This is a genomic window from Dyella sp. SG562 (assembly GCF_011759495.1).
GTDB classification, from domain to species: Bacteria; Pseudomonadota; Gammaproteobacteria; order Xanthomonadales; family Rhodanobacteraceae; genus Dyella_D; species Dyella_D marensis.
In genome coordinates this window covers 106839-130330 of sequence record NZ_JAAOYS010000013.1, presented here as the reverse complement: position 1 = coordinate 130330, position 23492 = coordinate 106839, and the positions used below count along the sequence as shown (strand labels likewise).

At 68.0% G+C, this 23492-nt stretch carries 21 protein-coding genes; 11 read left to right on the top strand and 10 right to left on the bottom strand.

All coding sequences use genetic code 11. The annotated features are described in order from the left end of the window. Positions 1-170 precede the first annotated feature (170 nt). The 4 genes from FHW84_RS19980 to FHW84_RS19965 are packed head-to-tail and all read left to right on the top strand — an operon-like array spanning position 171 to position 6180. Complete coding sequence (locus tag FHW84_RS19980) at positions 171-1970, top strand: assimilatory sulfite reductase (NADPH) flavoprotein subunit (RefSeq protein ID WP_167257743.1); 1800 nt, start codon at positions 171-173, stop codon at positions 1968-1970. A 1-nt stretch (position 1971) separates the two neighbouring features. Further along, positions 1972-3666, top strand: coding sequence for an assimilatory sulfite reductase (NADPH) hemoprotein subunit (cysI, locus tag FHW84_RS19975; RefSeq protein ID WP_167257742.1), 1695 nt, complete (start codon positions 1972-1974; stop codon positions 3664-3666). Continuing rightward, positions 3663-4385, top strand: coding sequence for a phosphoadenylyl-sulfate reductase (locus FHW84_RS19970; protein ID WP_167257741.1), 723 nt, complete (start codon positions 3663-3665; stop codon positions 4383-4385). Before cysI ends, FHW84_RS19970 begins: the two co-directional genes overlap by 4 nt. A 37-nt stretch (positions 4386-4422) precedes the next feature. Next, the gene (locus FHW84_RS19965; protein WP_167257740.1) at positions 4423-6180 is read left to right on the top strand and encodes a bifunctional sulfate adenylyltransferase/adenylylsulfate kinase; all 1758 of its coding nucleotides are present in this window, start codon (positions 4423-4425) and stop codon (positions 6178-6180) included. 244 nt (positions 6181-6424) lie between these two features. Here FHW84_RS19965 and FHW84_RS19960 read toward each other — a convergent pair whose 3' ends face one another. Continuing rightward, positions 6425-7402, bottom strand: a complete 978-nt coding sequence (locus FHW84_RS19960; protein ID WP_167257739.1) for a LysR substrate-binding domain-containing protein — start codon at positions 7400-7402, stop codon at positions 6425-6427. Between the two features lie 316 nt (positions 7403-7718). On the opposite strand from FHW84_RS19960, the gene cysG reads away from it, so the two are divergent. Together cysG and cysK are read left to right on the top strand one after the other, a co-directional pair. Beyond that, positions 7719-9167, top strand: a complete 1449-nt coding sequence (gene cysG / locus FHW84_RS19955) for a siroheme synthase CysG (RefSeq protein WP_167257738.1) — start codon at positions 7719-7721, stop codon at positions 9165-9167. 75 nt (positions 9168-9242) lie between these two features. Next, positions 9243-10184 carry a cysteine synthase A gene (gene cysK, locus FHW84_RS19950; RefSeq protein ID WP_167257737.1) on the top strand — a complete coding sequence of 314 codons (942 nt, stop codon included), beginning with the start codon at positions 9243-9245 and terminating at the stop codon, positions 10182-10184. Positions 10185-10369: 185 nt separating this feature from the next. Here the strand turns inward: cysK and FHW84_RS19945 are convergent, their stop codons facing one another. Further along, positions 10370-10726, bottom strand: coding sequence for a helix-turn-helix domain-containing protein (locus tag FHW84_RS19945; RefSeq protein ID WP_167257736.1), 357 nt, complete (start codon positions 10724-10726; stop codon positions 10370-10372). A 129-nt stretch (positions 10727-10855) separates the two neighbouring features. Between FHW84_RS19945 and gstA the strand changes: the two genes are divergently transcribed. Further along, on the top strand, positions 10856-11470 hold the full coding sequence (gene gstA, locus FHW84_RS19940) for a glutathione transferase GstA (RefSeq protein WP_167257735.1): 615 nt from the start codon (positions 10856-10858) through the stop codon (positions 11468-11470). A gap of 60 nt (positions 11471-11530) precedes the next feature. On the opposite strand, the gene purB is transcribed toward gstA, so the two are convergent. Further along, on the bottom strand, positions 11531-12898 hold the full coding sequence (purB, locus tag FHW84_RS19935) for an adenylosuccinate lyase (protein ID WP_167257734.1): 1368 nt from the start codon (positions 12896-12898) through the stop codon (positions 11531-11533). A gap of 135 nt (positions 12899-13033) precedes the next feature. Here purB and FHW84_RS19930 point away from each other — a divergent pair, with 135 nt between their 5' ends. Beyond that, the gene (locus tag FHW84_RS19930) at positions 13034-14428 is read left to right on the top strand and encodes a class II fumarate hydratase (protein WP_167257733.1); all 1395 of its coding nucleotides are present in this window, start codon (positions 13034-13036) and stop codon (positions 14426-14428) included. Positions 14429-14560: 132 nt separating this feature from the next. Here FHW84_RS19930 and FHW84_RS19925 read toward each other — a convergent pair whose 3' ends face one another. The 7 genes from FHW84_RS19925 to FHW84_RS19895 all read right to left on the bottom strand — a co-directional run bounded on the left by FHW84_RS19925 (position 14561) and on the right by FHW84_RS19895 (position 19840). Next, positions 14561-15106, bottom strand: a complete 546-nt coding sequence (locus tag FHW84_RS19925; RefSeq protein WP_167257732.1) for a DUF2884 family protein — start codon at positions 15104-15106, stop codon at positions 14561-14563. Positions 15107-15137: 31 nt separating this feature from the next. After that, complete coding sequence (locus FHW84_RS19920; protein WP_167257731.1) at positions 15138-16382, bottom strand: serine hydrolase domain-containing protein; 1245 nt, start codon at positions 16380-16382, stop codon at positions 15138-15140. Between the two features lie 166 nt (positions 16383-16548). After that, positions 16549-17238, bottom strand: a complete 690-nt coding sequence (locus tag FHW84_RS19915; RefSeq protein ID WP_167257730.1) for a YggN family protein — start codon at positions 17236-17238, stop codon at positions 16549-16551. Positions 17239-17319: 81 nt separating this feature from the next. Further along, the gene (locus FHW84_RS19910) at positions 17320-18291 is read right to left on the bottom strand and encodes a hypothetical protein (protein ID WP_167257729.1); all 972 of its coding nucleotides are present in this window, start codon (positions 18289-18291) and stop codon (positions 17320-17322) included. After that, positions 18288-19145, bottom strand: coding sequence for an ABC transporter ATP-binding protein (locus FHW84_RS19905; RefSeq protein ID WP_167257728.1), 858 nt, complete (start codon positions 19143-19145; stop codon positions 18288-18290). The genes FHW84_RS19910 and FHW84_RS19905 overlap by 4 nt, the downstream gene beginning before the upstream one ends. Then, positions 19142-19507 (bottom strand): GntR family transcriptional regulator, encoded by a 366-nt coding sequence (locus FHW84_RS19900; RefSeq protein ID WP_167257727.1) that lies wholly within the window; start codon positions 19505-19507, stop codon positions 19142-19144. Before FHW84_RS19900 ends, FHW84_RS19905 begins: the two co-directional genes overlap by 4 nt. A 3-nt stretch (positions 19508-19510) precedes the next feature. Next, complete coding sequence (locus FHW84_RS19895) at positions 19511-19840, bottom strand: hypothetical protein (protein ID WP_167257726.1); 330 nt, start codon at positions 19838-19840, stop codon at positions 19511-19513. A gap of 308 nt (positions 19841-20148) precedes the next feature. On the opposite strand from FHW84_RS19895, the gene FHW84_RS19890 reads away from it, so the two are divergent. From FHW84_RS19890 to FHW84_RS19880, 3 genes are all read left to right on the top strand, one after another. Further along, the gene (locus FHW84_RS19890) at positions 20149-20934 is read left to right on the top strand and encodes an SDR family oxidoreductase (protein ID WP_167257725.1); all 786 of its coding nucleotides are present in this window, start codon (positions 20149-20151) and stop codon (positions 20932-20934) included. A 12-nt stretch (positions 20935-20946) separates the two neighbouring features. Then, a complete protein-coding gene (locus FHW84_RS19885) occupies positions 20947-21276 on the top strand; it encodes a hypothetical protein (RefSeq protein ID WP_167257724.1) in 330 nt (109 codons plus the stop codon). 159 nt (positions 21277-21435) lie between these two features. Then, positions 21436-23478, top strand: a complete 2043-nt coding sequence (locus FHW84_RS19880; RefSeq protein ID WP_167257723.1) for a DUF4034 domain-containing protein — start codon at positions 21436-21438, stop codon at positions 23476-23478. The last annotated feature ends 14 nt before the right edge of the window (positions 23479-23492 follow it).

Here is a 23492-nt window from a genome sequence, read left to right as displayed (position 1 = left end):
CGCCGCGTTGGGGTTCGCCTGCGGCTCACCCCAACCTACGTGGGTGGTCGGGTTTAACGAGGAAATAATGGAAACGGCATGTGCATATGTCGATACATCCTTTCCGGCATAAGCACTCCGAGGTCTACCTTCGACGAATAGACGTATAGACGTCCAAAGAAGGTCCAGCCTTGAACGCCGTCGTTTCGCAGGAATCCCTCGCTTCGCCGCTCGCCGCCGACAAGGCCGCGCAACTCCAGCGCCTGCTGGAGGGCCTGGCGCCCCACGAGCTGTACTGGGTGGCCGCACGCAGCGCGGCGCTGGCGGCGCGCGGGCCGCAGCCGGCGCAGGTGCAGGTGCAGGCTGCGGCCGCGGCGACGGAACGGGTTACCGTGCTCTACGGCAGCCAGACCGGCAATGCCAAGCGCGTGGCCGAGCAGCTGCTCAAGAAGCTGGAAGCGGCCGGCCTGCCGGCGCGGCTGGTGCGCGCCGACGCCTACGTGCAGCGCGAACTGGCGCAGGAGCGCCAGCTGTTCCTGGTGATCAGCACCCAGGGCGAGGGCGAGCCGCCGGACGATGCGCGCGGCCTGATCGACTTCATCGCCAGCCGCCGCGCGCCGCGGCTGCCGGCGCTGCGCTATGCGGTGCTGGGCCTGGGCGATTCCAGCTATCCGCAGTTCTGCGCGATCGGCCGCCAGCTCGACGCGCGGCTGGAGGAACTCGGCGCCGCGCGGCTGGATCCCCTGGCCGAGGCCGACGTCGACCTGGACGAAGTGGCTGCGCCCTGGACCGCCGCCGCGCTGGAGCGCGCCCGCGAACTGCTGAAGGCGCCGGCGGCCGCGGTGCGCGCGCCGCTGCTGCAGGCGGTGCCCACGCATGCCGTGCACGACCGCGACCACCCGTTCGCCGCCACCGTGCTGGCGAACCAGCGCATCGTGTCGCGCGACAGCGAGCGCGAAGTGCTGCATGTGGAGCTGTCGCTGGAAGGCTCCGGCCTCAGCTACCGGCCCGGCGATGCGCTGGGCGTGTGGCCGCGCAATCCGCCGGCGCTGGTCCGGCAGTGGCTGGCACTGCTGCAGCTGGACGGCGACGCGGAAGTGACCCACAACGGCCGCACGCTGCCGCTGCTGCGCTGGCTCACCGAGGAACGCGAGCTGACCCGCCTCGCCCGCGGCTTCGCGCTGGCCCATGCCAGGACCAGCGGCGATGCCGGCCTGGCGCGGGCGCTGGAAGATCCGGTGGCGCTGACCGCGCTGCTCGACACGCACCAGCCGATCGACCTGCTGCGCCGCTATCCGGCCCCGTGGGAAGCCGCCGCGCTGGTCGCCGCGCTGCGCCCGCTCACGCCGCGGCTGTATTCGATCGCCTCCAGCTCCGCCGTGGTCGGCGACGAAGTGCACCTCACCGTGTCCACGGTCGACTACGAAGCCTTCGGCGAACGCCACTGGGGCGCCGCCTCGGCCTTTCTCGCCGCCAGCGGCGAAGACGCGCGCGTGCCGGTGTTCATCGAAGCGAACGAGCGCTTCCGCCTGCCGGCCGACAGCGCGCGCGACGTGATCATGATCGGCCCCGGCACCGGCGTGGCGCCGTTCCGCGGCTTCGTGCAGGAGCGCCACGAGACCGGCGCCAGCGGCCGCAACTGGCTGTTCTTCGGCAACCGCCATTTCGCCGACGACTTCCTCTACCAGCTGGAATGGCAGGAAGCGCTGAAGCAGGGCGCGCTGCACCGGCTGGACCTGGCCTTCTCGCGCGACGGCGCCGGCAAGGTCTACGTGCAGCACCGCCTGCGCGAACACGGCAAGGAGCTGTACGCCTGGCTCAGCGGCGGCGCGCATCTGTATGTCTGCGGCGACGCCACGCAGATGGCCAGGGACGTGCACGCGGCCCTGGTCGACATCGCCGCCGAGCACGGCGGCCTCTCCCACGAAGACGCCGGCGCCTGGCTGGCCGACCTCCTGCAGCAAGGGCGCTACGCGCGCGACGTGTATTGATATGAGCGCAGCACTTTCCGATTTCGAACGCGTCAAGGCCGCCAGCCGCCAGCTGCGCGGCGGCATCGCCGAGGGCCTGGCCGATCCCGTCACCGGCGGCATCGGCGAGGACGACGGCAAGCTGCTCAAGTTCCACGGCAGCTACCAGCAGGACGACCGCGACCTGCGCGAGGAACGCCGCCGCCAGAAACTGGAGCCGGCCTACAGCTTCATGCTGCGCGCGCGCCTGCCGGGCGGCGTGGTCACGCCCGCGCAGTGGCTGGAATTCGACCGCCTGGCGCGCGAGCACGCCAACGGCACGCTGCGCATCACCACGCGGCAGACCTTCCAGTGGCACGGCATCATCAAGCGCAAGCTCAAGCCCACCATCGCCGCCATCCACGCCAGCCTGGCCAGCACCATCGCGGCCTGCGGCGACGTGGTGCGCAACGTGGTGAGCACCGCCAACCCGGTGGAGACGAAGGCGCACGGCGCGGCCTATGCGTGGGCGGCGAAGCTGTCGGACGATCTGGCGCCGCGCACGAGTGCGTATCACGAGATCTGGCTGGACGGCGAGCCGCTGGTGGGCGAACCGGAGGTGGAGCCGCTGTATGGCGCCACGTACCTGCCGCGCAAATTCAAGATCGGCCTGGCGATTCCGCCATTGAACGACGTGGACGTGTTCTCGCAGGACCTCGGCCTGATCGCGATTGCCGAGGACGGCGAGCTGAAGGGTTTCAACCTTGCGGTGGGCGGCGGCATGGGCGCCACGCATGGCGATGCATCGACCTATCCGCGGCTGGCGACGGTGCTCGGCTTCGTCACGCCGGAGCAGCTGTATGCCGCCTCCGAGGCCGTGGTGGCGCTGCAGCGCGACTGGGGCAACCGCGTGGAGCGCAAGCATGCGCGGCTGAAGTACACGCTCGATCATCGCGGCGTCGACGTTTTCAAGGCCGAGCTGGAACGCCGCCTCGGTTTCGCGCTGGAACCCGCGCGTCCCTTTCGTTTCGACCATAACGGCGACCGCTACGGCTGGATCGAAGGCCACGACGGCCGCTGGCATCTTACCCTGCATATCGAATCGGGCCGCCTCGCCGACCGCGGCGAGCGCCGCTGGCTGAGCGGCCTGCGCGAGCTGGCGCGGGTGCACCAGGGCGATTTCCGCCTTACCTGCAACCAGAACGTGATCGTGGCCAAGGTGCCGGCGCACGAGCGCGCGCGCATCGACGCCATCGTCGCCGCGCACGGCCTGGACGATTACCGGCGCATCAGCCCGATCCGCCGCCACGCGGTGTCCTGCGTGGCGCTGCCCACCTGCGGCCTGGCCATGGCCGAGGCGGAGCGCTATCTGCCGGAACTGCTGGACAAGGTCGAGGCGCTGCTGGCCGGCCATGGCCTGGCCGATGCGCCGATCGTGCTGCGCGTCTCCGGCTGCCCGAACGGCTGCTCGCGTCCTTACCTGGGCGAGATCGCCCTGGTCGGCCGCGGCCCCGGACGCTACGACCTGCGCCTGGGCGCGGATTTCAGCGGGCAGCGGCTCAACCGCGCCTACCGGGAGAACGTGGACGAGGCGGCCATCCTCGCCGCGCTCGATCCGCTGTTCGGGCTTTACAAAAAGCAACGTCAACCGAACGAGGGCTTCGGCGATTTCCTGCTTCGTGCGCAGGTACTGGCGGCGCCGGCGGACCGGCGCATCCCGTTGGAGGTCAGGGCATGAACGGCGCGGCGCTGGAAGCGGCGCGGCAGGATGCGGATGCATGGGCGGAACTCGATCACTGGCTCGGCACGCTGGATGCCGGACACCGCGTGGCCTGGGCGCTGGAGCACGCGCCGGGCGCGCATGCGCTGTCGTCCAGTTTCGGCGCGCAGGCCGCGGTGTCGCTGCATCTGCTGACGCGGCAGCAACCGGACTTGCCCATCATCCTGGTCGATACCGGCTATCTGTTTCCCGAGACCTACCGCTTCGTCGACGAGCTGCGCGAACGCCTCGCGCTGAACCTGCACGTGTACCGCTCGCCGCTGGGCACCGCCTGGATGGAATCGCGCCATGGCCGGCTGTGGGAGCAGGGTGTGGAAGGGCTGGGGCGCTACAACGAGCTGCGCAAGGTGGAACCGATGCGGCGCGCGCTGGAGGAGCTGGGCATCGGCAGCTGGTTCGCCGGCCTGCGCCGCGGCCAGTCGCGCAGCCGCGAACGCATTCCCTTCCTGCGGCTGAGCCAGGGCCGCTGGAAATTCCATCCGATCGCCGACTGGAGCGACCGCGACGTCGGCCGCTACCTGCAGCGCCATGGCCTGCCTTACCACCCGCTGTGGGAGCAGGGCTACGTGTCGATCGGCGACACCCACACGACCCGGCCATGGGAGCCGGGCATGGACCCCGAAGAGACGCGTTTCTTCGGCCTCAAGCGCGAGTGCGGCCTGCACGACCTCACCTGACCCTTCCGCCCCCGATATCCAGATAAAGAACGCCATCATGAGCCAGAGCGCACTCGCTGCACTTCCCGTCGAAACCGAACTGGAGCCTTTGATCGCGCCGCATGGCGGCACGCTCAAGGACCTCTACCTGCCGTATGCCGAGGCGCAGGCGCTGAAACAGCGCAGCGCGGGGCTGCCGGCACTGGACCTCAACACGCGGCAGCTGTGCGATCTGGAGCTGCTGCTCAACGGCGCCTTCTCGCCGCTGGAAGGCTTTCTCACCGAACGCGATTATCTGCGCGTGGTGAACGAGCTGCGGCTGGCCGACGGCACGCTGTGGCCGATCCCGGTCACGCTGGACGTGAGCGAAGCGTTTGCCGCCACGCTCGCGCCCGGAGCGGAGATCGTGCTGCGCGATGCGCAGAGCGTGCCGCTGGCCGTGCTGGAACTGCAGGACATCTATCGCCCGGACCGCGCGCACGAAGCGCAGCAGGTGTTCGGCACGCAGGATCATTTGCATCCCGGCGTGGCCGAACTGCTGGAACGCACCCAGCCGGTGTATCTCGGCGGCCGCCTGCGCGGCATCCAGCAGCCGGTGCACTACGACTTCACCGAGCTGCGCGACAGCCCGCGCACCTTGCGCGCCTGGTTCGAAGCGAACGGCTGGCGCCGCGTGGTGGCGTTCCAGACGCGCAACCCGATGCACCGCGCGCACCGCGAGCTGACCCTGCGCGCCGCGCAGAAGGTGGGCGCCAAGCTGCTGATCCAGCCCTCGGTGGGCCGCACCAAGCCCGGCGACGTCGACCACTACACCCGCGTGCGCTGCTACCGCGCCCTGTTGCCGCAGTACCCGGCCGACAGCGCCAAGCTCTCGCTGCTGCCGCTGGCCATGCGCATGGGCGGGCCGCGCGAGGCGATCTGGCACGCAATCATCCGCAAGAATTACGGCGCCACGCATTTCATCGTGGGTCGCGACCATGCCGGCCCGGGCCAGGATTCGAACGGCCAGCCGTTCTATGGGCCGTTGGATGCGCAGCATCTGCTGGAGCGCTACCAGGACGAACTCGGCATCCAGGTGGTGGCGTTCCCGGCCATGGTCTACGCGGCCAACCGCGATGCCTACGTGCCGGCGACCGAAGTGGCGGCGGACGACGAGGTGCGCGATATCTCCGGCACGCAGCTGCGGCGGCATCTGCATGAGGGCACGGACATCCCTGCGTGGTTCACTTTCCCCGAGGTGGTGAAGATCCTGCGCGAACGCCATCCGGCGCAGGCGCCGCGCGGCTTCGCGCTGTTCTTTACCGGGCTGTCCGGCGCGGGCAAGTCGACCATCGCGCAGGCGGTGGTATCGCAGCTGCTGGAGCACACCAGCCGCGCGGTGACCGTGCTGGACGGCGACGAGGTGCGCAAGCATCTGTCGCGCGGCCTGGGCTTCTCCCGCGAGGACCGCGATGCCAACGTCACGCGCATCGCCTACGTGGCGAGCGAGATCGTGCGCCACGGCGGCGTGGCGGTATGCGCGCCGATCGCGCCGTATGCGAATACGCGCGCCGAGGCGCGCGGGCTGGTGGAGGCGCATGGCGACTTCATCGAGATCCACGTGTCGACGCCGCTGGAAGTGTGCGAGGCGCGCGACCGCAAGGGGCTGTATGCACAGGCGCGCGCGGGGAAAATCGCGCAGTTCACCGGGATCAGCGACCCGTACGAGGCGCCGGAGCAGCCGGAGGTGCGGGTGGACGGGAGCGGTGCCGAGCCGGCGGTGCTGGCGGGGCACATCCTGGGGTTGTTGCGGGATCGGGGGTTGTTGGCCAGCTGAAGCCTCAGTCTCGAACTTCTCCCTCTCCCCTCCGGGGAGAGGGTTGGGGTGAGGGGCCGGGCGGAGTCGTGAGCTGATGGGCGAGAAAGCCTTAAAGCTTTTCTTCGCTTTGTAGAAAAACTGTCGCTAGAGCGACCCCTCATCTGCCTGCCGGCATCTTCCTCGCTCCTCAAAGCCGCGCACATCCATGTGCGCTCCCCGCGTACTCCCCGGCGGGGAGAAGAGTTTCATTAGGCAGGCTCGCTCAATCTACGACTCGTTCCCGCCAGTGCGGCACCGCCGGCCAATGCGTCGCCCCGCCGCTCGCCAGCGCGCGGCTCACCGCCCGCCGCTCCAGCTGCGGCGCAAACAACCCGATAAATTCCAGCGCAAACTCCCGCAGCACGCTTTCCTTCCGCAGCACGATCCACGTCGTGCACGGCGCGAACAGATGGTCCGCCGGCAAGGCGCGCAGATCCTGGTCGTCCGGCTGCACCGCCATCTCCGCCAGCACGCCGATGCCGACGCCGGCGCGCACATAGGTCTTGATCAGGTCCGCATCGCTCGCCGTCATGGCGATTTGCGGATGCAGGTTGGCCGCGTGGAAGGCGCGCGCCAGCGAAGAGCCGGGCTTCAAGGAGGAGTCGTAGCTCACTAGCGGATACGCCGCCAGTTCGTCCAGCGTCGGCGGCCGTTCCAGCCTCGCCAGCGCATGCCGGTGCGGCACCATCGCCACGCGGTTCCAGCGATAGGCGGGCAGGGCGATGCCGCTGCCGGAGGGGGCGCCGCCCGAGCTGCTGACGATGGCCAGGTCCACGTGGCCGCCTTCGAGCAGGCCGATCACGTCGGCATCGGTGGACGGCAGCAGATGCACGCTGACCTGCGGGTATTGGCGGGTGAGCGCGGCCACCGCGCCGGGCAGGGCGAAGCGCGCCTGGGTATGGGTGGTGGCTACGCGCAGCGTGCCGCGCGATTCGTTGCGCAGGTTGGCGGCGATGGAGCGGATATTGGTGGCCTCGGCCAGGATCGTGCGCGCGCGCTCCAGCACGTGGCTGCCGGCGTGGGTGATCGAATCGAGGCTGCGGCCCTTGCGGTGGAACAGCTGGAAGCCGAGTTCGTCCTCAAGCTGCTTGAGCAGCTTGCTGAGTCCGGGCTGGGTGGCGTGCACGCGCTCGGCGGCCAGCGTGATGTTGAGGCCGGCGTCGGCGATGGCGACGAGATAGCGCAGTTGCGTGAGGGTCATGCGAGGGCATCCTGGAGCGGGCAGGTCGGGTGGACTGGCTTGCGGGCGCTGCAGGGGTACATCGCGTGATGGCGGGACGGCACGGACCGGCGCCGGCCGGGAGGCCGGAGGGCAGGGCGTCGGTGGCGTGGCTCGCGGTCGTCATTTAGACGTCTATACATCCGTTTAATGATGGCGTCAATGCGCGGGCGGGGTCTTATGCCGAAAACGGGAGCTGCCACATAACCGCGCGGCATGAGCGGCCAAGGACAAATCATTTGCCCGGCTGCGCGGCCCCGCCTAGCGTCGTTATTTCCTTGTCGATGGTGCGATGCCCATGAAGCTGTACCCGCTGTTTGCCGATCTCGCCGGCCGCCGCGTGCTGGTGGTCGGCGGGGGCGCAGTGGCCGAACGCAAGGCGGCGGCGCTGCTCGAAGCCGGCGCGGCGGTGACCGTGGGTGCGCTGGCGGCGACGGAAAACCTGCAGGCCTGGGCGGCGGCGGGCCGGATCGAGCTGCGCCTGGACGGCTTCGAACAGGCCTGGCTGGACGGGTGCTGGCTGGTGATCGCGGCCACCGGCGAACCCTTGCTCAACCGCCGCATCGCCACGCTGGCGGAAAAGCGCCGGCTGTTCGTCAACGTGGTGGACGATGCGGAGCTATGCAGCTTCCACGTGCCCGCGGTGATCGACCGCGATCCGGTGACCATCGCGATTTCCAGCGGCGGCACCGCGCCGGTGCTGGCGCGGCTGCTGCGCGAAGGGCTGGAAAGCCTGCTGGATCCCGCGCTGGGTCCGCTCGCCGCGCTGGCCGCACGCCTGCGCGGGAAAATCCGCGCACGCCTGCCGGATCTCGGTGCGCGCCGCCGCTTCTACGAGCAGCTGTTCGCCGGCCCCGTGCTGCAGCTGCTGCGCCGCGCGCAGCCGGAGCAGGCGGAGGCCGAAGCGGAGCGCGCGCTTGCCGGCGCCGTGACGCAAAGCGTCGGCAGCGTCGTGCTGGTCGGTGCCGGCCCGGGCGATCCGGGCCTGCTGACGCTGCGTGGCCTGCGCGCATTGCAGGAAGCGGACGTGATCCTCTACGACCGCCTCGTCGCCGCCGAAGTGCTGGCCTTGGCACGCCGCGATGCCGAGCGCATCGAAGTGGGCAAGGAAGCCGGCAACCACCACGTCACCCAGGAACGCATCCACGCCTTGCTGCTCGAACACGCGCAGCAAGGCCGCCGCGTGGTGCGCCTGAAAGGCGGCGATCCCTTCGTGTTCGGCCGCGGCGGCGAGGAACTGGAACATCTGCGCGCCCACGGCGTGCCTTACGAAGTGGTACCCGGCATCACCGCCGCGCTGGCCTGCGCCGCCTATGCGGGCGTGCCGCTGACCCATCGCGAGCATGCGCAGTCGGTGCGTTTCCTCACCGCGCATTGCCGCGGTTCCCACGACACGCTGGACTGGCCCGCGCTGGCGCGCGAGCGGCAGACGCTGGCGGTGTACATGGGTGTCAGCGAACTCGGTACCGTGCAGGAACAGCTGCTCGCCCATGGACGCGCGGCAAGCACGCCGTTCGCCTTGGTGGAGAACGGCTCGCGCCTGAAGCAGCGCGTGGTCACCGGCACGCTGGCCCGGTTGCAGCAGCTGGCGACAGCGCATGAGGTGCGCTCGCCGGCCTTGCTGATCCTGGGCGAGGTAGCGGCGCTGGCCCGGGAGCTGGCCTGGTTCGGCGCGCCTCCTGTCGGCGACTGTTCCGAAATTGATGCATCGTCGGTGGCCGAAACGCCCCTGGCCCGGCGCGCCTGACGCAAAATTTCACCGCGAAGGGCGCACTATGCGCCGACCCGCCCACGTCCTTTCCATCCTCGCCTGGAGCCTTTCATGATCTACGACAGCATCCTCGACACCATCGGCAAGACCCCGGTCGTGAAACTGCACCGGCTGGCGCCGAAGCACGTCGAGCTTTACGTAAAGGTGGAAGCGTTCAATCCGGCAGGTTCGGTGAAGGACCGCCTGGCCCTGGCCATCATCCTGGACGCCGAGGCGCGCGGCACCATCAAGCCCGGGCAGACGGTGATCGAGGCCACCTCCGGCAATACCGGCGTGGCGCTGGCGGCGGTGTGCGCGGCGCGCGGCTATCCGTTCGTGGCGGTGATGACCGAGACCTTCTCGATCGAGCGGCGCAAGCTGATCCGCGCCTACGGCGGCAAGGTGCTGCTGACCCCCGCCGCCGAGCGCGGCAGCGGCATGGTGCGCAAGGCCAAGGAGCTGGCGGACAAGCACGGCTGGTTCCTGGCCAGCCAGTTCGAGAATCCCGCCAATCCGGCCTATCACCGCAGCACCACGGCCGCGGAAATCCTGCGCGATTTCGCCGGCCGCCGGCTGGATTACTTCGTCACCGGCTGGGGCACCGGCGGCACGCTCACCGGCGTGGGCGAGGTGCTGAAGGTGGCGCGTCCGGAAGTGAAGGTGATCGCCAGCGAACCGGCCGGCGCCTCGCTGCTGAGCGGCAAGGAATGGCAGCCGCACAAGATCCAGGGCTGGACGCCGGACTTCGTGCCGAAGGTGCTCAACCGCGAGGTGGCGCAGCAGATCCTGCCGGTGGACGACGTGGTGGCGCGCGACACCGCGCGCGCGCTGGCGCAGCAGGAAGGCATCTTCGTGGGCATTTCCTCCGGCGCCACGCTGGCCGCAGCGCTGCAGGTGGCGAAGGATGCGCCGGAAGGTTCGGTGCTGCTGGCGATGCTGCCGGATACGGGCGAGCGGTATCTGTCGACGTTCCTGTTCGAGGGCGTCAATGAGGGTTCGGACGAGGTCGAATAACCCCACGCCCCGACAACCTACCCCCTCTCCCCTCCGGGGAGAGGGCTGGGGTGAGGGGCCGGTCGGAGCGGTGAGCGGAGGGTCGGGAAAGCCTTCAAAGCTTTTCTTCGCTTCGTAGAGAAACCGTGGCTAGAGCGACCCCTCATCTGCCTGCCGGCATCTTCTCCCCGGAGGGGAGAAGAGTTCTACCGATGAGGCCCGCCCCATTCGGCAATCAGCTTCTTCCCCACATCAGCCAACGCATCGATCGCCGGCAGCAACTCCCTGCCCAACGGCGTCAACGCATACTCCGCCGACGGTGGCGACGTCTCCAGCACGGTGCGCATCACCAGGCCGCGCGACTCCAGCTCCCGCAACCGCGCACTCAACACCCGCGCCGAAATCTTCGGCATGTCATGCCGCAGTTCCCCGAACCTCCGCGGCTCCCCGCTCAGCAACCACACCACATTCGGCGCCCACGCCCCGCGCAGCAGTCCCAGCACTTCGCTGAGCGGACACGCCGGCGGCGGCATCACTTTGTTCTTGCGGACGGGCAGGCCCATGGCGCGGTACCGGTAACTGGCGAGATACCGGATTTTAGGGGCTGCCCCCGGCCAGGTGGTATCCAACAGTAACCATGGCTGGCTACGATGGCCGTCTTACCCCACCCGTTCCATCCAAGGAGGATCGCCATGAAGCTCTACTACGCCGCCGGTGCCTGTTCGCTGTCGCCGCATATCGTCGCGCTGGAAGCCGGAATTCCGGTCGAGCTGGTGAAGGTCGACACCAAGGCCAAGCGCACGGCCAGCGACCAGGACTACTGGCTGATCAACCCCAAGGGCTATGTGCCGGCGCTGACGCTGGACGACGGCGAGCTGCTGACCGAAGGCCCGGCCATCGTGCAGTACCTGGCGGACCTCAAGCCGGAAAGCGGCCTGGCCCCGGCCAACGGCACCACCGCGCGCTACCGCCTGCAGGAAATGCTTGGCTACATCAACTCCGAGCTGCACAAGACCTACTCGCCGCTGTTCAAGCCGGAAACGCCGGACGTGGTGCGCGAGGAGCGCAAGGAATACCTGCGCAAGCGCTACCGCCTGCTGGAAGAGCGCCTGGCCCAGCACCCGTGGCTGGTGGGCGACCGCTTCACCGTGGCGGATGCCTACCTGTTCACGGTCACCAACTGGGCCAGGCACGTGGCGCTGGACCTGTCGGAATTCCCGGCGCTGCTGGATTTCCAGAAGCGCGTGGCGGAGCGCCCCGCGGTGCAGACGGCGCTGGAAGCCGAAGGCCTGAAGAAAGCGGCCTGAGGCCATGAAAAAGGGGCGCGGATCACGCGCCCCTTTTCTTCATGCGGAAAACGAACGCGCTCAGATCTCGCGAGCGAGCGGCTCCGCCAGGCCGATATAGCCGCCCGGCGTCAGCTCCATCAAACGCTGCTTCGCCTCCGCCGGCAGGTCCAGCCCGGCGATGAATGCGCGCATCGACTCCTTGGTGATGCCCTGGCCGCGGGTCAGCGCCTTCAGCTGCTCGTACGGCTCCGGCAGGCCGTAGCGGCGCATCACGGTCTGCACGGCTTCGGCCAGCACTTCCCAGGCGGCGTCCAGGTCCGAGGCGATGCGGTCGGCGTTGACGTTGAGCTTGCCCAGGCCCTTCTGCAGCGATTCCAGCGCCACCAGGGTGTGGCCGAAGGCGGTGCCCAGGGCGCGCAGCACGGTGGAGTCGGTGAGGTCGCGCTGCCAGCGGCTGATCGGCAGTTTCTCGGCGAAGTGGCCGAGCAAGGCATTGGCCAGGCCGAAATTGCCTTCGGCGTTTTCGAAGTCGATCGGGTTGACCTTGTGCGGCATGGTGGACGAGCCCACCTCGCCGGCCTTCAGCGCCTGCTTGAAATAGCCCAGCGAGATATAGCCCCACACGTCGCGCGCCAGGTCGATCAGGATGATGTTGGCGCGGCGCACGGCGTCGCAGTATTCGGCCACGCCGTCGTGCGGCTCGATCTGGGTGGTGTAGGCGTTGTAGTCCAGCCCCAGGCCCTGCACGAAACGCTGCGAGAAGGCGCGCCAGTCCAGTTCCGGATAGGCGATGGCGTGCGCGTTGTAGTTGCCCACCGCGCCGTTGATCTTGCCGGGGATGGCCACCGCGGCCAGCTGCGCGCGCTGGCGCTCCAGGCGCGCCACCACGTTGGCCAGTTCCTTGCCGAGCGTGCTGGGCGAGGCGGTCTGGCCGTGGGTGCGCGAGAGCATCGGCAGCGCGGCGTTGGCGTGGGCCAGTTCGCGCAGCTTGGCGATGACCGCGTCGAAGGCCGGCAGCAGCACCTGCTGCCGGGCGTCGCGCAGCATCAGGGCGTAGGAAAGATTGTTGATGTCCTCGCTGGTGCAGGCGAAGTGCACGAACTCCTTGGCCTGGGCCAGGGCGGCGTCGTTGCCGATGCGCTCCTTGATGAAGTACTCGATCGCCTTCACGTCATGGTTGGTGGTGGCTTCGATGGCCTTGACGCGCTCGCCGTCCTCGACGCCGAACTTCGCGGCAATCTCCTTCAGCTGGGCAACCTGCGCGGCGGAGAAGGCCGGCAGCTCGGCGATGCCGGGATCGGCGGCCAGCGCCAGCAGCCATTCGATCTCGACGTGGACGCGCCGGTGCATCAGGCCGTACTCGCTGAAGATCGGGCGCAGGGCTTGCGCCTTGCTGGCGTAGCGGCCGTCCAGCGGGGACAGGGCGGTCAGGGCATGGGCAGACATCGAGGCGATCCGGCAGAGGAAAAACGGCATTTTACAACGGGCCGGGCCTGTCCCGCCCGCGGCGCCGCTTGGCACCGCCCTAACGGGGGCGGGCCTATAGTGGCTCGATCACTCCAGCGTGAAGGAAACCAGGGCATGAGCCAGTACCGCATCGAACACGACAGCATGGGGGAGCTCAAGGTCCCCGCCGATGCGCTGTACGGCGCGCAGACCCAGCGCGCCGTGGACAATTTCCCCATCTCCGGCCTGCGCCTGCCGCGCGCCTTCATCCGCGCGCTGGGCCTGATCAAGGCCGCCGCGGCCGAGGCGAACCTGGGGCTGGGCCATCTGCGCAAGAACCAGGCCGCGGCCATCCGCAAGGCCGCGCTGGCGGTGGCGGACGGGCAGTACGACGACCAGTTCCCGATCGACGTGTTCCAGACCGGCTCGGGCACCAGCACCAATATGAATGCCAACGAGGTGATCGCCCACGTCGCCGGCAAGGCCGGCGCCAAGGTGCACCCGAACGACCACGTCAACTACGGGCAGAGCTCCAACGACGTGATTCCCACCGCCATCCACGTCAGCGCCACGCTCACCGCCAGCGAGCAGTTGCTGCCGGCGCTCAAGCACCTGAAGAAGGCGATCGAGCGCCGCGCGCGCGAACTGCGCAACGTGCCCAAGACTGGCCGCACCCATCTGATGGACGCCATGCCGGTCACCTTCGGCCAGGAACTCTCCGGCTGGGCCGCGCAGATCGCCAGCGCCATCGAGCGCATCGAAGACAGCATCAAGCGCATGCGCCGCCTGCCGCAGGGCGGCACCGCGGTAGGCACCGGCATCAATGCGGACCCGAAGTTCGGCCCCGCAGTCGCGCGCGAGCTGAAGAAGCTCACCGGCGTGCGCTTCGATGCGGCGGACAATTACTTCGAAGGCATGGCGGGGCAGGACGCGGCGGTGGAGCTGTCCGGCCAGTTGAAGGCCTTGGCGGTGGCGCTGATGAAGATCGCCAACGACCTGCGCTGGATGAATTCCGGCCCGCTGGCGGGCCTGGGCGAGATCGAGCTGCCGGCGCTGCAGCCGGGGTCGTCGATCATGCCGGGCAAGGTCAATCCGGTGATTCCCGAAGCCACCGCGATGGTGGCGGCGCAGGTGATCGGCAACGACGCGGCCATCACCATCGGCGGCCAGTCCGGCAATTTCCAGCTCAACGTGATGCTGCCGCTGATCGCGCACAACCTGCTGCAGTCGATCGGCCTGCTGGCGAACGTGAGCGTGCTGCTGGCGGATAAGGCCATTGCGGGCTTCAAGGTGAATGCGCCGCGGGTGAAGGAAGCGCTCGACAAGAACCCCATCCTGGTGACCGCGCTCAATCCGGTGATCGGGTATGAGAAGGGCGCGGCGACGGCGAAGCAGGCTTACAAGCAGAAGCGGCCGATTCTGGACGTGGCGCTGGAGACCACGGGGCTGCCGAAGGAAGAGCTGAAGAAGCTGCTCGATCCGATGGCGCTGACCAAGGGCGGCATCCACGGCGGTGGAGGCGGCGGCTGAGCGCCGCGGCAACTACCTGCGGCGTAGGTTGGGGTGAGCCAAAGGCGAACCCCAACATCTCGATACGTTCGAACGTGGCGATGTTGGGGTTCGCCTTTGGCTCACCCCAACCTACGTCGTTGCGGCGGGGTGTCAGTCCTTGCGCTCGGTTTTTTCGTCATTCCTGCAATCGGTCACGGACTTCTCGTCCACGATCCCCGCATACGGCTTGAACGCCGGCAGGCTGGTGGCCAGCTGGTCCTGGGCGACCTTGATGTCCGCCAGGTCGTCGCAGATCTTCATCACCTGGGCGGTGATCTTCTGCGTCTGCGCTTCCACGCGCTTGTCCACGCTGTCCTTGTCGCCGGCGACGGATTCGGCCACGCCCTTGAGCGCTTCGCCGGCCATGGCGGCGCCGGCCTTGCCTGTCTCGATGCCGTGCTGGCGGATAGCCGTGGCGCTGATGTAATAGCGGCGCAGCAGTTCGCGCTGGCGGTCGTCGATGCCGATGTCCTTGCCGTCGATGCTCAGCGCGCCGGCCTGGTCGATGGTGGCTTCCGGCGCCCCCTGCGCGTTGAGCAGGATCAGGCCATGGCGCTGGGTGATGCGGCCATGGTCGGTCGAGGTATAGCTGCCGCTTTCGCAGCCGGCGGCGAGGACGCACAGGGCGAGCACGGGGATCAGTTGACGCTTGAGCATGTGGATTTCCTGGCTCCTTGAGTGAGGGTGTTCAGGACGCCCGTCCTACCGGCGCGCACGGCGGATGCGGCTGCGTGCGCGCCTCGGGCGTGCGCCATTGCGGATGGTCGTAGGGCACGTCGCTTTCCCAGAACCACGGATAGCAGGTGGGGCCCAGCGCGGCATCGAGCAGATACAGGTACAGGCCTTCGGCATTCGAGCTGTTGCTCATGATCAGCACGCAATCGCGCGAGTTTTGCAGGCAGAAGGCGAGGTTGTTGGTGCCGTCGTCGTGGCCGGTCTTGAACCAGGCGGTGCCGCGCGGCGACTGGTATACGGTGACGCCCAGCGCGGTGGACAGGCGGATGCCGTCGTTGTCGTGCGTGGTGGCGGTGTCCAGCGTGGGGAACTGGGTGACGGACCGGATGCGCTGCACCGGCTTCAGCCACTCGGCGCGCGCCTTGGCACCCAGGCCGTCGGCGCGCACCATGCCGGCCAGCAGCTGGGCATAGTCGCGCGGGGTGGTGTCCATGGAACCGGCGGCGCGCACGCTGCCGCGCTGCCTGTGGCCCAGCGGCTTGCCGTTCTCGTCGTAGCCGATGGCGAGGTTGCCGGCGAAGTCGGCGCGCCAGGTCATGGAGGTATGGCGCATGCCGAAACGGTCGAACAATTGCTTCTGCATCAGCGTGGCGACGTCGACGTCCTGGCCGTGTTCCAGCACGAACTGCATCAGGTTGATGCCCTCGCCGGAATAGGCGTAGCGGCTGCCGGGTTCGGCGTAGATCTTGAGCTTGCCGTTCGGGTCGTAGCTGGTGGCGCCCGGCGGGAAGTTGCGGAAGTTGGGAAAGCCGGCGCGATGGGTGAGCAGCATGCGCGGGGTGATCTTGCGCCAGCGCGGATCGTCGGCCAGATCCGCGTATTTGTCGTAGTCGGGCAGGGGCTTGGGCAGCAGCTTGTCGATCGGCGTGTCCAGATCGAGCTTGCCCTGGTCGACCAGGCTCAGCGTGGCGTAGGTAAACGCGGCCTTGGTGATGGAGGCGGCGTACATCACGGTGTCGACGGTGAGCGGCAGCTGCTGTTCGAGGTCGCGCTGGCCGTAGGCCTTCAGATGCACCACCTTGCCGTTCTCGATCACCGCCAGCGCCAGGCCCGGCACGTGGGCGGCCTGCATGAGGCGGGCGACTTCCTGGTCCAGGGCGGGGCCGCGGAGGGGGGTGGGGTCGGCGTGGGCGGTAGTGGCGAGCAGGCAGGCGGCCAGCAGCGCCGAAGCAAACGACGACTTCCTTGACCGATCCATGCAATCCCCCTTACTGACTCAATCCCCAAGAGCGAATCCTTCTCCCGCCGGGAGAAGGTGGCGGCAGCCGGATGAGGGTTCGGGCGGAGCGCAAGAATGATGTTCACCACTCCGCCCGAACCCTCACCCCAACCCCTCTCCCGGTGGGAGAGGGGCTTCACCTCGCTCAATTCTTGTCGTCGTCCTTCCCGCAATCCTCCACATCCTTCTGCGTCATCGTGGCGTACGGCCGAAACTCCGGCAGCGCCGCGGCCAGCTTCTGCTGCGAAGCGAGCAGGTCGGGCATGCGCAGGCACAGCTTGGCCGCGGCGGCCTTGATCTGTTCGGTCTGCGGCTTGATGCGGTCCTCGATTTCCTTGTCGCTCTTGCCGGTGAGCGCGCCGAAAATCGCTTCCTTGGCCGCGCTGGTGCCCAGGCTCGCGCCGCTGGCGCCGATATCCATGCCGGCTTCGGCGATGCTGATGATGTGCTGGCGGTAATCGGCCACCAGGGTGTGCTGCTCGGGCGTGGTGGTCACCGTCTTGCCGGCGATGACGAAGTCGCCCTGCGGGGTGATCACCGCGCGTGGCAGGCCGCTGGTGTCGTCTTGGTGGCGGTCGTTGTCCTTGCCGACATGCACGCTGCTGACGTTGATGTCCTTGGTGACCAGCTCGCGCTTGGCCTGGTCGATGCCTTTCTGCACCTGCGCGGCAATGAACGAGGGCGAGGTGGCCTGCTGCACTTCCTTCGCCGCGTCGGCCACGCCCTTGGACGCGCCGGTGTCGGCCTGGCCGGCCTGGTCGTCCTGGCCGCAGGCCGCCAGCGAGAGGCTGAGCGAGGCGGCGAGCAGGCCGGCGGTGATCGAGCGGTACTTCATGGCGTGACTCCTGTCGAAGCTGGATGGAATGGCGCGGAAGAGAGCGGCGGCGGCTTGGGCGCCGCCGCCGCGGAGCTTGGGTCAGCTGTCGTCGCGGACCCGGCGGAACCAGATGGCCGCGGCGATCATGGCGACCGCAGCCGCGACACCGATCCACAGGTTGGGCGAGCCCAGCACGGCGTAGGTCTGCGCCGGCGACAGCAGGGCCAGCGGGTTGTGGGCGTCGCCCAGGTCCCCGGACATGCTGCGGAAGGAGTGCCGATCCAGGGCGAAGTGAGAACCCGGGAACACGCTCAGCAGCGAGCGGGCCACGATGTTGGACCAGAACCACACGGCCGTCTCGTTGAACACGCCCATGATGCCGAACCAGGTCACCATCAGGCCGGCCACCACCGGCGCGGCCACCGCCCACAGGAAGGGCTTGCTGCGTGCCCAGGCCGAGCAGAGCATCAGCCAGCCCACCGCGGGAGCCGCCCACAGGGCATACACCGGGATGGAGCTGAGCAGCGAGGCGACGGCGCGCAGCGGGTGGGCCAGGGTCAGCAGCTCCCACATGTTGATGCCGTGGAAGGACAGCACCAGCGAGAAGATCACCAGCTGCAGCAGCCCGACCGCGATGCCGACGACGACTGCGATGGCCGGTGCGAGCACCACGGCGCTGGCCACTTTCGAGAGCACCGTGCCGGTGTTGGACAGCGGCAGCGACTTCCAGAACAGCACGCTGCGGTCGCGGCGGTCGTCGTACAGCGAACCCAGGCAGTAGAAGAACACCACGAAGCCCAGCACGATGGTGATCAGCCCCATCGAGGACAGCATGGTCATGTCCAGCGCCGCGCCCACCTGGGCCAGGTCGCCGTCGCTGGCCTTCTCGATCAGCTCGCGGAAGTTGTTGCCGCCGATCTGGATGCCGTGGCGGGCGCTCATCACCTCGGCGGCGACGATGGCCATCACGTTGAGCACCAGGAAGACCACGCCCGTCACGATCGGGGCCCACAGGAAGCCGCCGCGGTTCTCCCAGAATTCGCGCTTTACCTGCCAGTAGAAGGTTTTCATGCGTAGGTCCCTTTCATCGTGGCGACGAACAGGTCGCTGACCGACGGGCGGCGTACCTCGCCCATGGCTTCCAGCGTGGCGCGGTCCGCGCCGTCGAACAGGAAGATGCTCTTGCCGAACACCTGGCGCTCGTCCAGCGGCTTCATGCGGCGGGCGGCGTCGGCTTTGTCCGCGCCGACCATCACTTCGGCGAAGCGCTCGCCGACCGAATCCATGTCGGCATCGAGCACGATCTTGCCGTCGCGGATGAACATCAGGTCGGTGAGGATGTGCTCGATCTCTTCCACCTGGTGGGTGGTGACGATGATCGTCTTGTTCTCGTCGAAGTAATCCTCCAGCAGGCTCTGGTAGAACTGCTTGCGGTAGAGGATGTCCAGGCCGAGGGTGGGTTCGTCCAGCACCAGCAGGCGGGCGTCGATCGCCATCACCAGGGCCAGGTGCAGCTGCACGATCATGCCCTTGGACATCTGCTTGACGCGCTGATTCGGAGTGAGCTTGGTGCGCGCCAGGAAGGCTTCGCACTTGGCGCGGTCGAAGCGCGGGTGCACGTTGGCGACGAAATCCACCGCCTCGCTCACCCGGATCCAGCGCGGCAGCACCGCCACGTCGGCGATGAAGCACACCTGTTCCATCAGGCGGTCGCGCTGGGTGCGCGGATCGAAGCCGAGCACGTCCAGCTTCCCTTCGAAATCGGTCAGCCCGAGGATGGCCTTCAGCGCAGTGGTCTTGCCGGCGCCGTTGGGGCCGATCAGGCCGACGATGCGGCCGGACTCGATGCGGAAGTCCACGCCGTCCAGGGCGGTGGTGTTCTTGTAGCGCTTGCGCAGTCCGCTGGCGGAGACGATGGCGTTCATGACTGCTTGGCCTCCGCCGCGGTCATCAGGGTCTTGAGATCCAGCCCCAGCCGCTGCAGGCGTTCGAACAGCGCGGGCCATTCTTCGCGCAGGAACCGCTCGCGCTCGGACTTAAGCAGTGCCTCGCGGGCTCCATCGATCACGAACATTCCCAGTCCCCTCCTTTTTTCCACTAGTTGATCGTCGACCAGTTCCTGGTACGCCTTGGAGACCGTAAGCGGATTGATCTGAAAATCCGCGGCCACCTGGCGCACTGACGGCAGCGGGTCGCCCTCGTTCAAGGCGCCGTCCAGGATCATCGCCACGACGCGTTCGCGCAGCTGGCGGTAGATCGGGACGCTGTCGTTCCAGGTGATGGTCATGGATTAATCCTTCGTGATGCGGCCGAACGTGGTGCCAAACGAATAGTAGGGCATGGCCAGCTGGGCCCCGAGCAGGGCGACGCCGCTTTCGGCGGCATGGGCCGCGACCGGCGCCACGGTGGCCGTCGCGGTGGCCAGGCCGGCGTCGGCCAGCAGGGCGGCGGCGCGCATGTCTTCGGCGGTGGGGCGGACTTCGACCGGAGCCAGGTTGATGACCTTGACCCCGTTGATTTCGGTGACGGGCAGGACCTTGACGTTGTTGTTCACGGCGGCCAGGCCGGCGGTGGTCAGCAGGACGGCGGCGGTCAGGGCGAGCAGGTTCGGCGCTTTCATGGCAGGTCTCCTTTAGTGACCTCGTGGACCGGTGTTGTAGTGAACTATAACACCACATTTGGACCCGTCAATAGGCGATCGCTGAAATCGCAACATGACTGATGGCCTATAAGGCGGGCCGGGCTGGCTGGACTGCCGCGGAGTGCGCGCCGCGGGCGGTCCAGCCTTCGATGCCTATGGTCTCGCCGGGGTTTAGCCGGCGGCAGCGGCGGCCATCAGCCATCGCACATGACAGACATCAGGCCCGTCACAAGGCGCAGGCGGCGCCATCTGCTTCAATGAGCGGACACCAGCACAGGAGTTTGCGCATGGATCTGGGCCTTACCGGGCGCGTCGTCGTCATTACGGGCGCAAGCAAGGGCATCGGGCTGGCCTGTGCCGCCGCTTTTCTGCGCGAAGGGGCCACGGTGGTGGGCATCTCGCGCTCGGTGGAGCATCTGCAGGCCGCGCGCCGGCAGCTGCAGGAACAGGGCCTGGCGCTGCACGTGGAACCGGCCGACCTCGCCGACAGCGTGGCCGCCCAGGTGGTGATGGAGCGCATCGAGGACGACCACGGCCCGATCGACGTCCTGGTCAACTGCGCCGGCGCCGCCAGGCGCACGCCGCCCGCGGAGCTGGACGCCCAGGCCCTGCATGCCTCGATGCAGGCGAAGTACTTCACCTATATGCATGCCATCGATCCGGTGATCCGCCGCATGGCGGCGCGCGGGCGCGGGGCGATCGTGAATGTGGTCGGGCAGGGCGGGCGGCAGGCCAATCCCGTGCATATCGGCGGCGGCGCGGCGAATGCGGCCTTGATGCTGGCCTCGGTGGGGTATGCGACGGCGTATGCGGGCAAGGGCGTGCGGGTGAATGTGATCAACCCCGGCATGACGCGCACGGGACGCGTGCAGGAAGGCTTGGAAGCGTCGTCGCGCGCGACCGGCAAGTCGAAGGACGAACTGCTCGCCGCGCAGGTGGAGGAGATTCCGCTGGGCCGCATCGCCGAGCCGGAGGAGATCGCGAACGTGGCGTTGTTCCTCGCATCGCCGCTGGCCAGCTACGTCACCGGCGCGGTCATCCCGATGGATGGCGGCAAGACCGGCGCGATCTGAGGCTGGCGCATCATGGAAAGCATCGCTCAATGGCTTGGGCTGACCGACACGCGCAGCCGATGGGTATTTTCATTGGCGATGCTGGGCATTGCCGCATGCCTGCTGACGGCCGAATGGGGCACGCCGTCCTGGCACAGGAATCTGTTGACGCTGGCCTGCCTGATCGGCGCCCTCGGTGCGCGGATGCTGAACCGGGGGCGGGGTGAGTTGACCAAGACCTTGCCGGAGATCTACCGGGACCGCTTGCGCAGCGGCGTGCGCATGTCGTTCGCGGCGAAGTTGCTCAGCCTGCTATGCATCGGGCTTGGCCTGCTGTCCTTCGTTACGCCGGCGGGGCAGTAGCCGGCTGCGCCGGCATCGGGACGGTCAGCAATTCGCAGGCTTTCCGCAGAGCGGTGAAGCGGCGTGGCTGAAAAGCCTCGAATCTTCTTGCGATCCCCGTATCATGGCCCGGCTCGATTCGATCACGGATCCGATCGCCCTCCATCCACTGGATATGCCATGAGCCCTGCCGCACCGCGTCTGCCGACCTCGCCGCTTTCCCTCGACGGCCCCGAATGGAATCTGCTTCGCCAACAGCATGCACTGCGCCTGGCCATGCTCGAACGGCGCTTCGAAGAAGTCGAGGAGATACTCGGCGCGCTGGAACACGAATGGTGGCAGGCGCCCGACGAAGCCGCGGTGGCGTACGAATATCTGGTGCGCGCGCCGGCCCTGTTCGATTTCGCCACCGTGCCCGCGGACGTGCGCGTCGAATGCCTGCAGGCATGGAATGCCGCGTTTCCCAAGTCGTATCACGCACGGCTGGTGCTGGGCCGTTATTACTACGGCCGCGCCGGGGATATTCGCACCGCCGCGTGGGCGTCCCAGGTCAGCCAGGCGCAGTGGCTCGCCGCGGCCATGGCCTGTGCGCGTGCCGCCGAATATCTGCTCGAAGCCATCGCGCTTTCCGCACGGCCGGCTATTGCCGCTAAAGACCTGATGGAAATGTCGCGGCATTTCGACGAACCGGCATTCGTGGATGCGCTGTTCCGCGGCGAAACACCGGAAGCGCCGCCCAGCCGCGAGGACATAGGGCCGCAGCTCTACGACGCCGCGCTGGCCTTGCTCAAGCACTACGCCATCGTGCCGCCGGAGCATTTCCCCGCGAGCTTGCCCGCCGGCTTGCCGGCCCGCGTTGCGGGCGAAGCGGCGCGGCCCGCGGATTACTGGCTTCGTTTTGCCGCGCAGGTCAAGCCCGCATGGCCCGGCTTGCTGGCCAGCTACGCCAATTACCTCACCCCGCGCTGGGGCGGCGAGCCCGGCGAAGTGGAGAAATTCGCCAAGGGGCCGCTGTGCGCGTCCTTGACGGAGGCGCAGCTCAGCGTGGTGCGGTGGCCGGGCGTCAACGACGCGCTGAGCGAATTTCCCGAGCAGGGCAACACCCGGGCCATCGCCGCTCACGAAAAGGCGATGGAGCGCTGGCTGGCCGGCCAGATGCCGGATTACGTGCGCTTTATCGCGATGGGCAGCCTCGCCAACTTCACCACCTATTCGCTGGGCGACCGCGAGAAGGCGCTGCAGCGGCATGTCGCCTCCCTGCGGTATTGCCACGCTCCTTATGTGTATACGGATGCGGAAGGAACCTTCCGCGATTACGCGCGCCTGATGCTGATGTTCGGCTTCGCCGACCAGGATGGCGCATTCAAGCAGGTGCTGGAGCGCGCCGTGCGCTGGTTCGACGAGCCGACCATGCTGTCGATTGCTGCCGTTGCCTATCGTTTCGGCCTGTGGGATATCGCGCCGGATCATGCGCTGGCGGCCTCGCTGATCGAACGCACGGCCGCACTCGCGCCGATCCAGCAGCCCAGTTCCTTCACCCCGCTGGCCGTCTGCCGCATGCTGTGGGACGGCGACCGCCACGAGGCATCGGTCTATCTCGCCAGCGAGCTGGCGGAGCGCCGCGTCTACGAGGCCAGCGCCTTCATGTACGACGTGCGCCGCGGCTGGCTGCCGGATACCGAGCCGCATCATGTCGACGAGGCCCAGTCGCTGCATTGGCTGGAGCGCGCGGCGGAAGAAGGCATTTCCACCGCGCTGTACAACCAGGCCTATCGGCTCGAGAAAATGGACGGCATGGACCTGAGCCAGCGCGCGAATTTCGAGCGGGTGCGCGGGCTTTATCAGCAGGCGCTGGAGCAGGGCCTGGCCATGGCCTTGATCCGCCGCACCAGCCTGCTGCGGCGCTTCGGCACGGAGCAGGAAAAACAGCAGGCCGTGGCCGATATGAAAGCGGTCATCGCGGATGAGGACTACGACGACCTTATTGCCGGCGAGGCCTACGGCGAGATCGTGCTGGCCTATAAGTACGGCGACGGCGTGCCCCGCAGCGAATACATCGCCATGCAGTGGTTCGACCGTTTCAAGGAACTGCATCCGGAGCACTCCAGCCTCGAATGGCTGGAATCGCAAGTCTACGGCGACAGCGGCTGGCAGATGGCGGGCAGGGCGCTGCGTGCGTTCTTCGGCGCCAAGCCCTCGGCCGAGCACTTGCCGCCGCGCTAAGCCTCAAGGAGCGG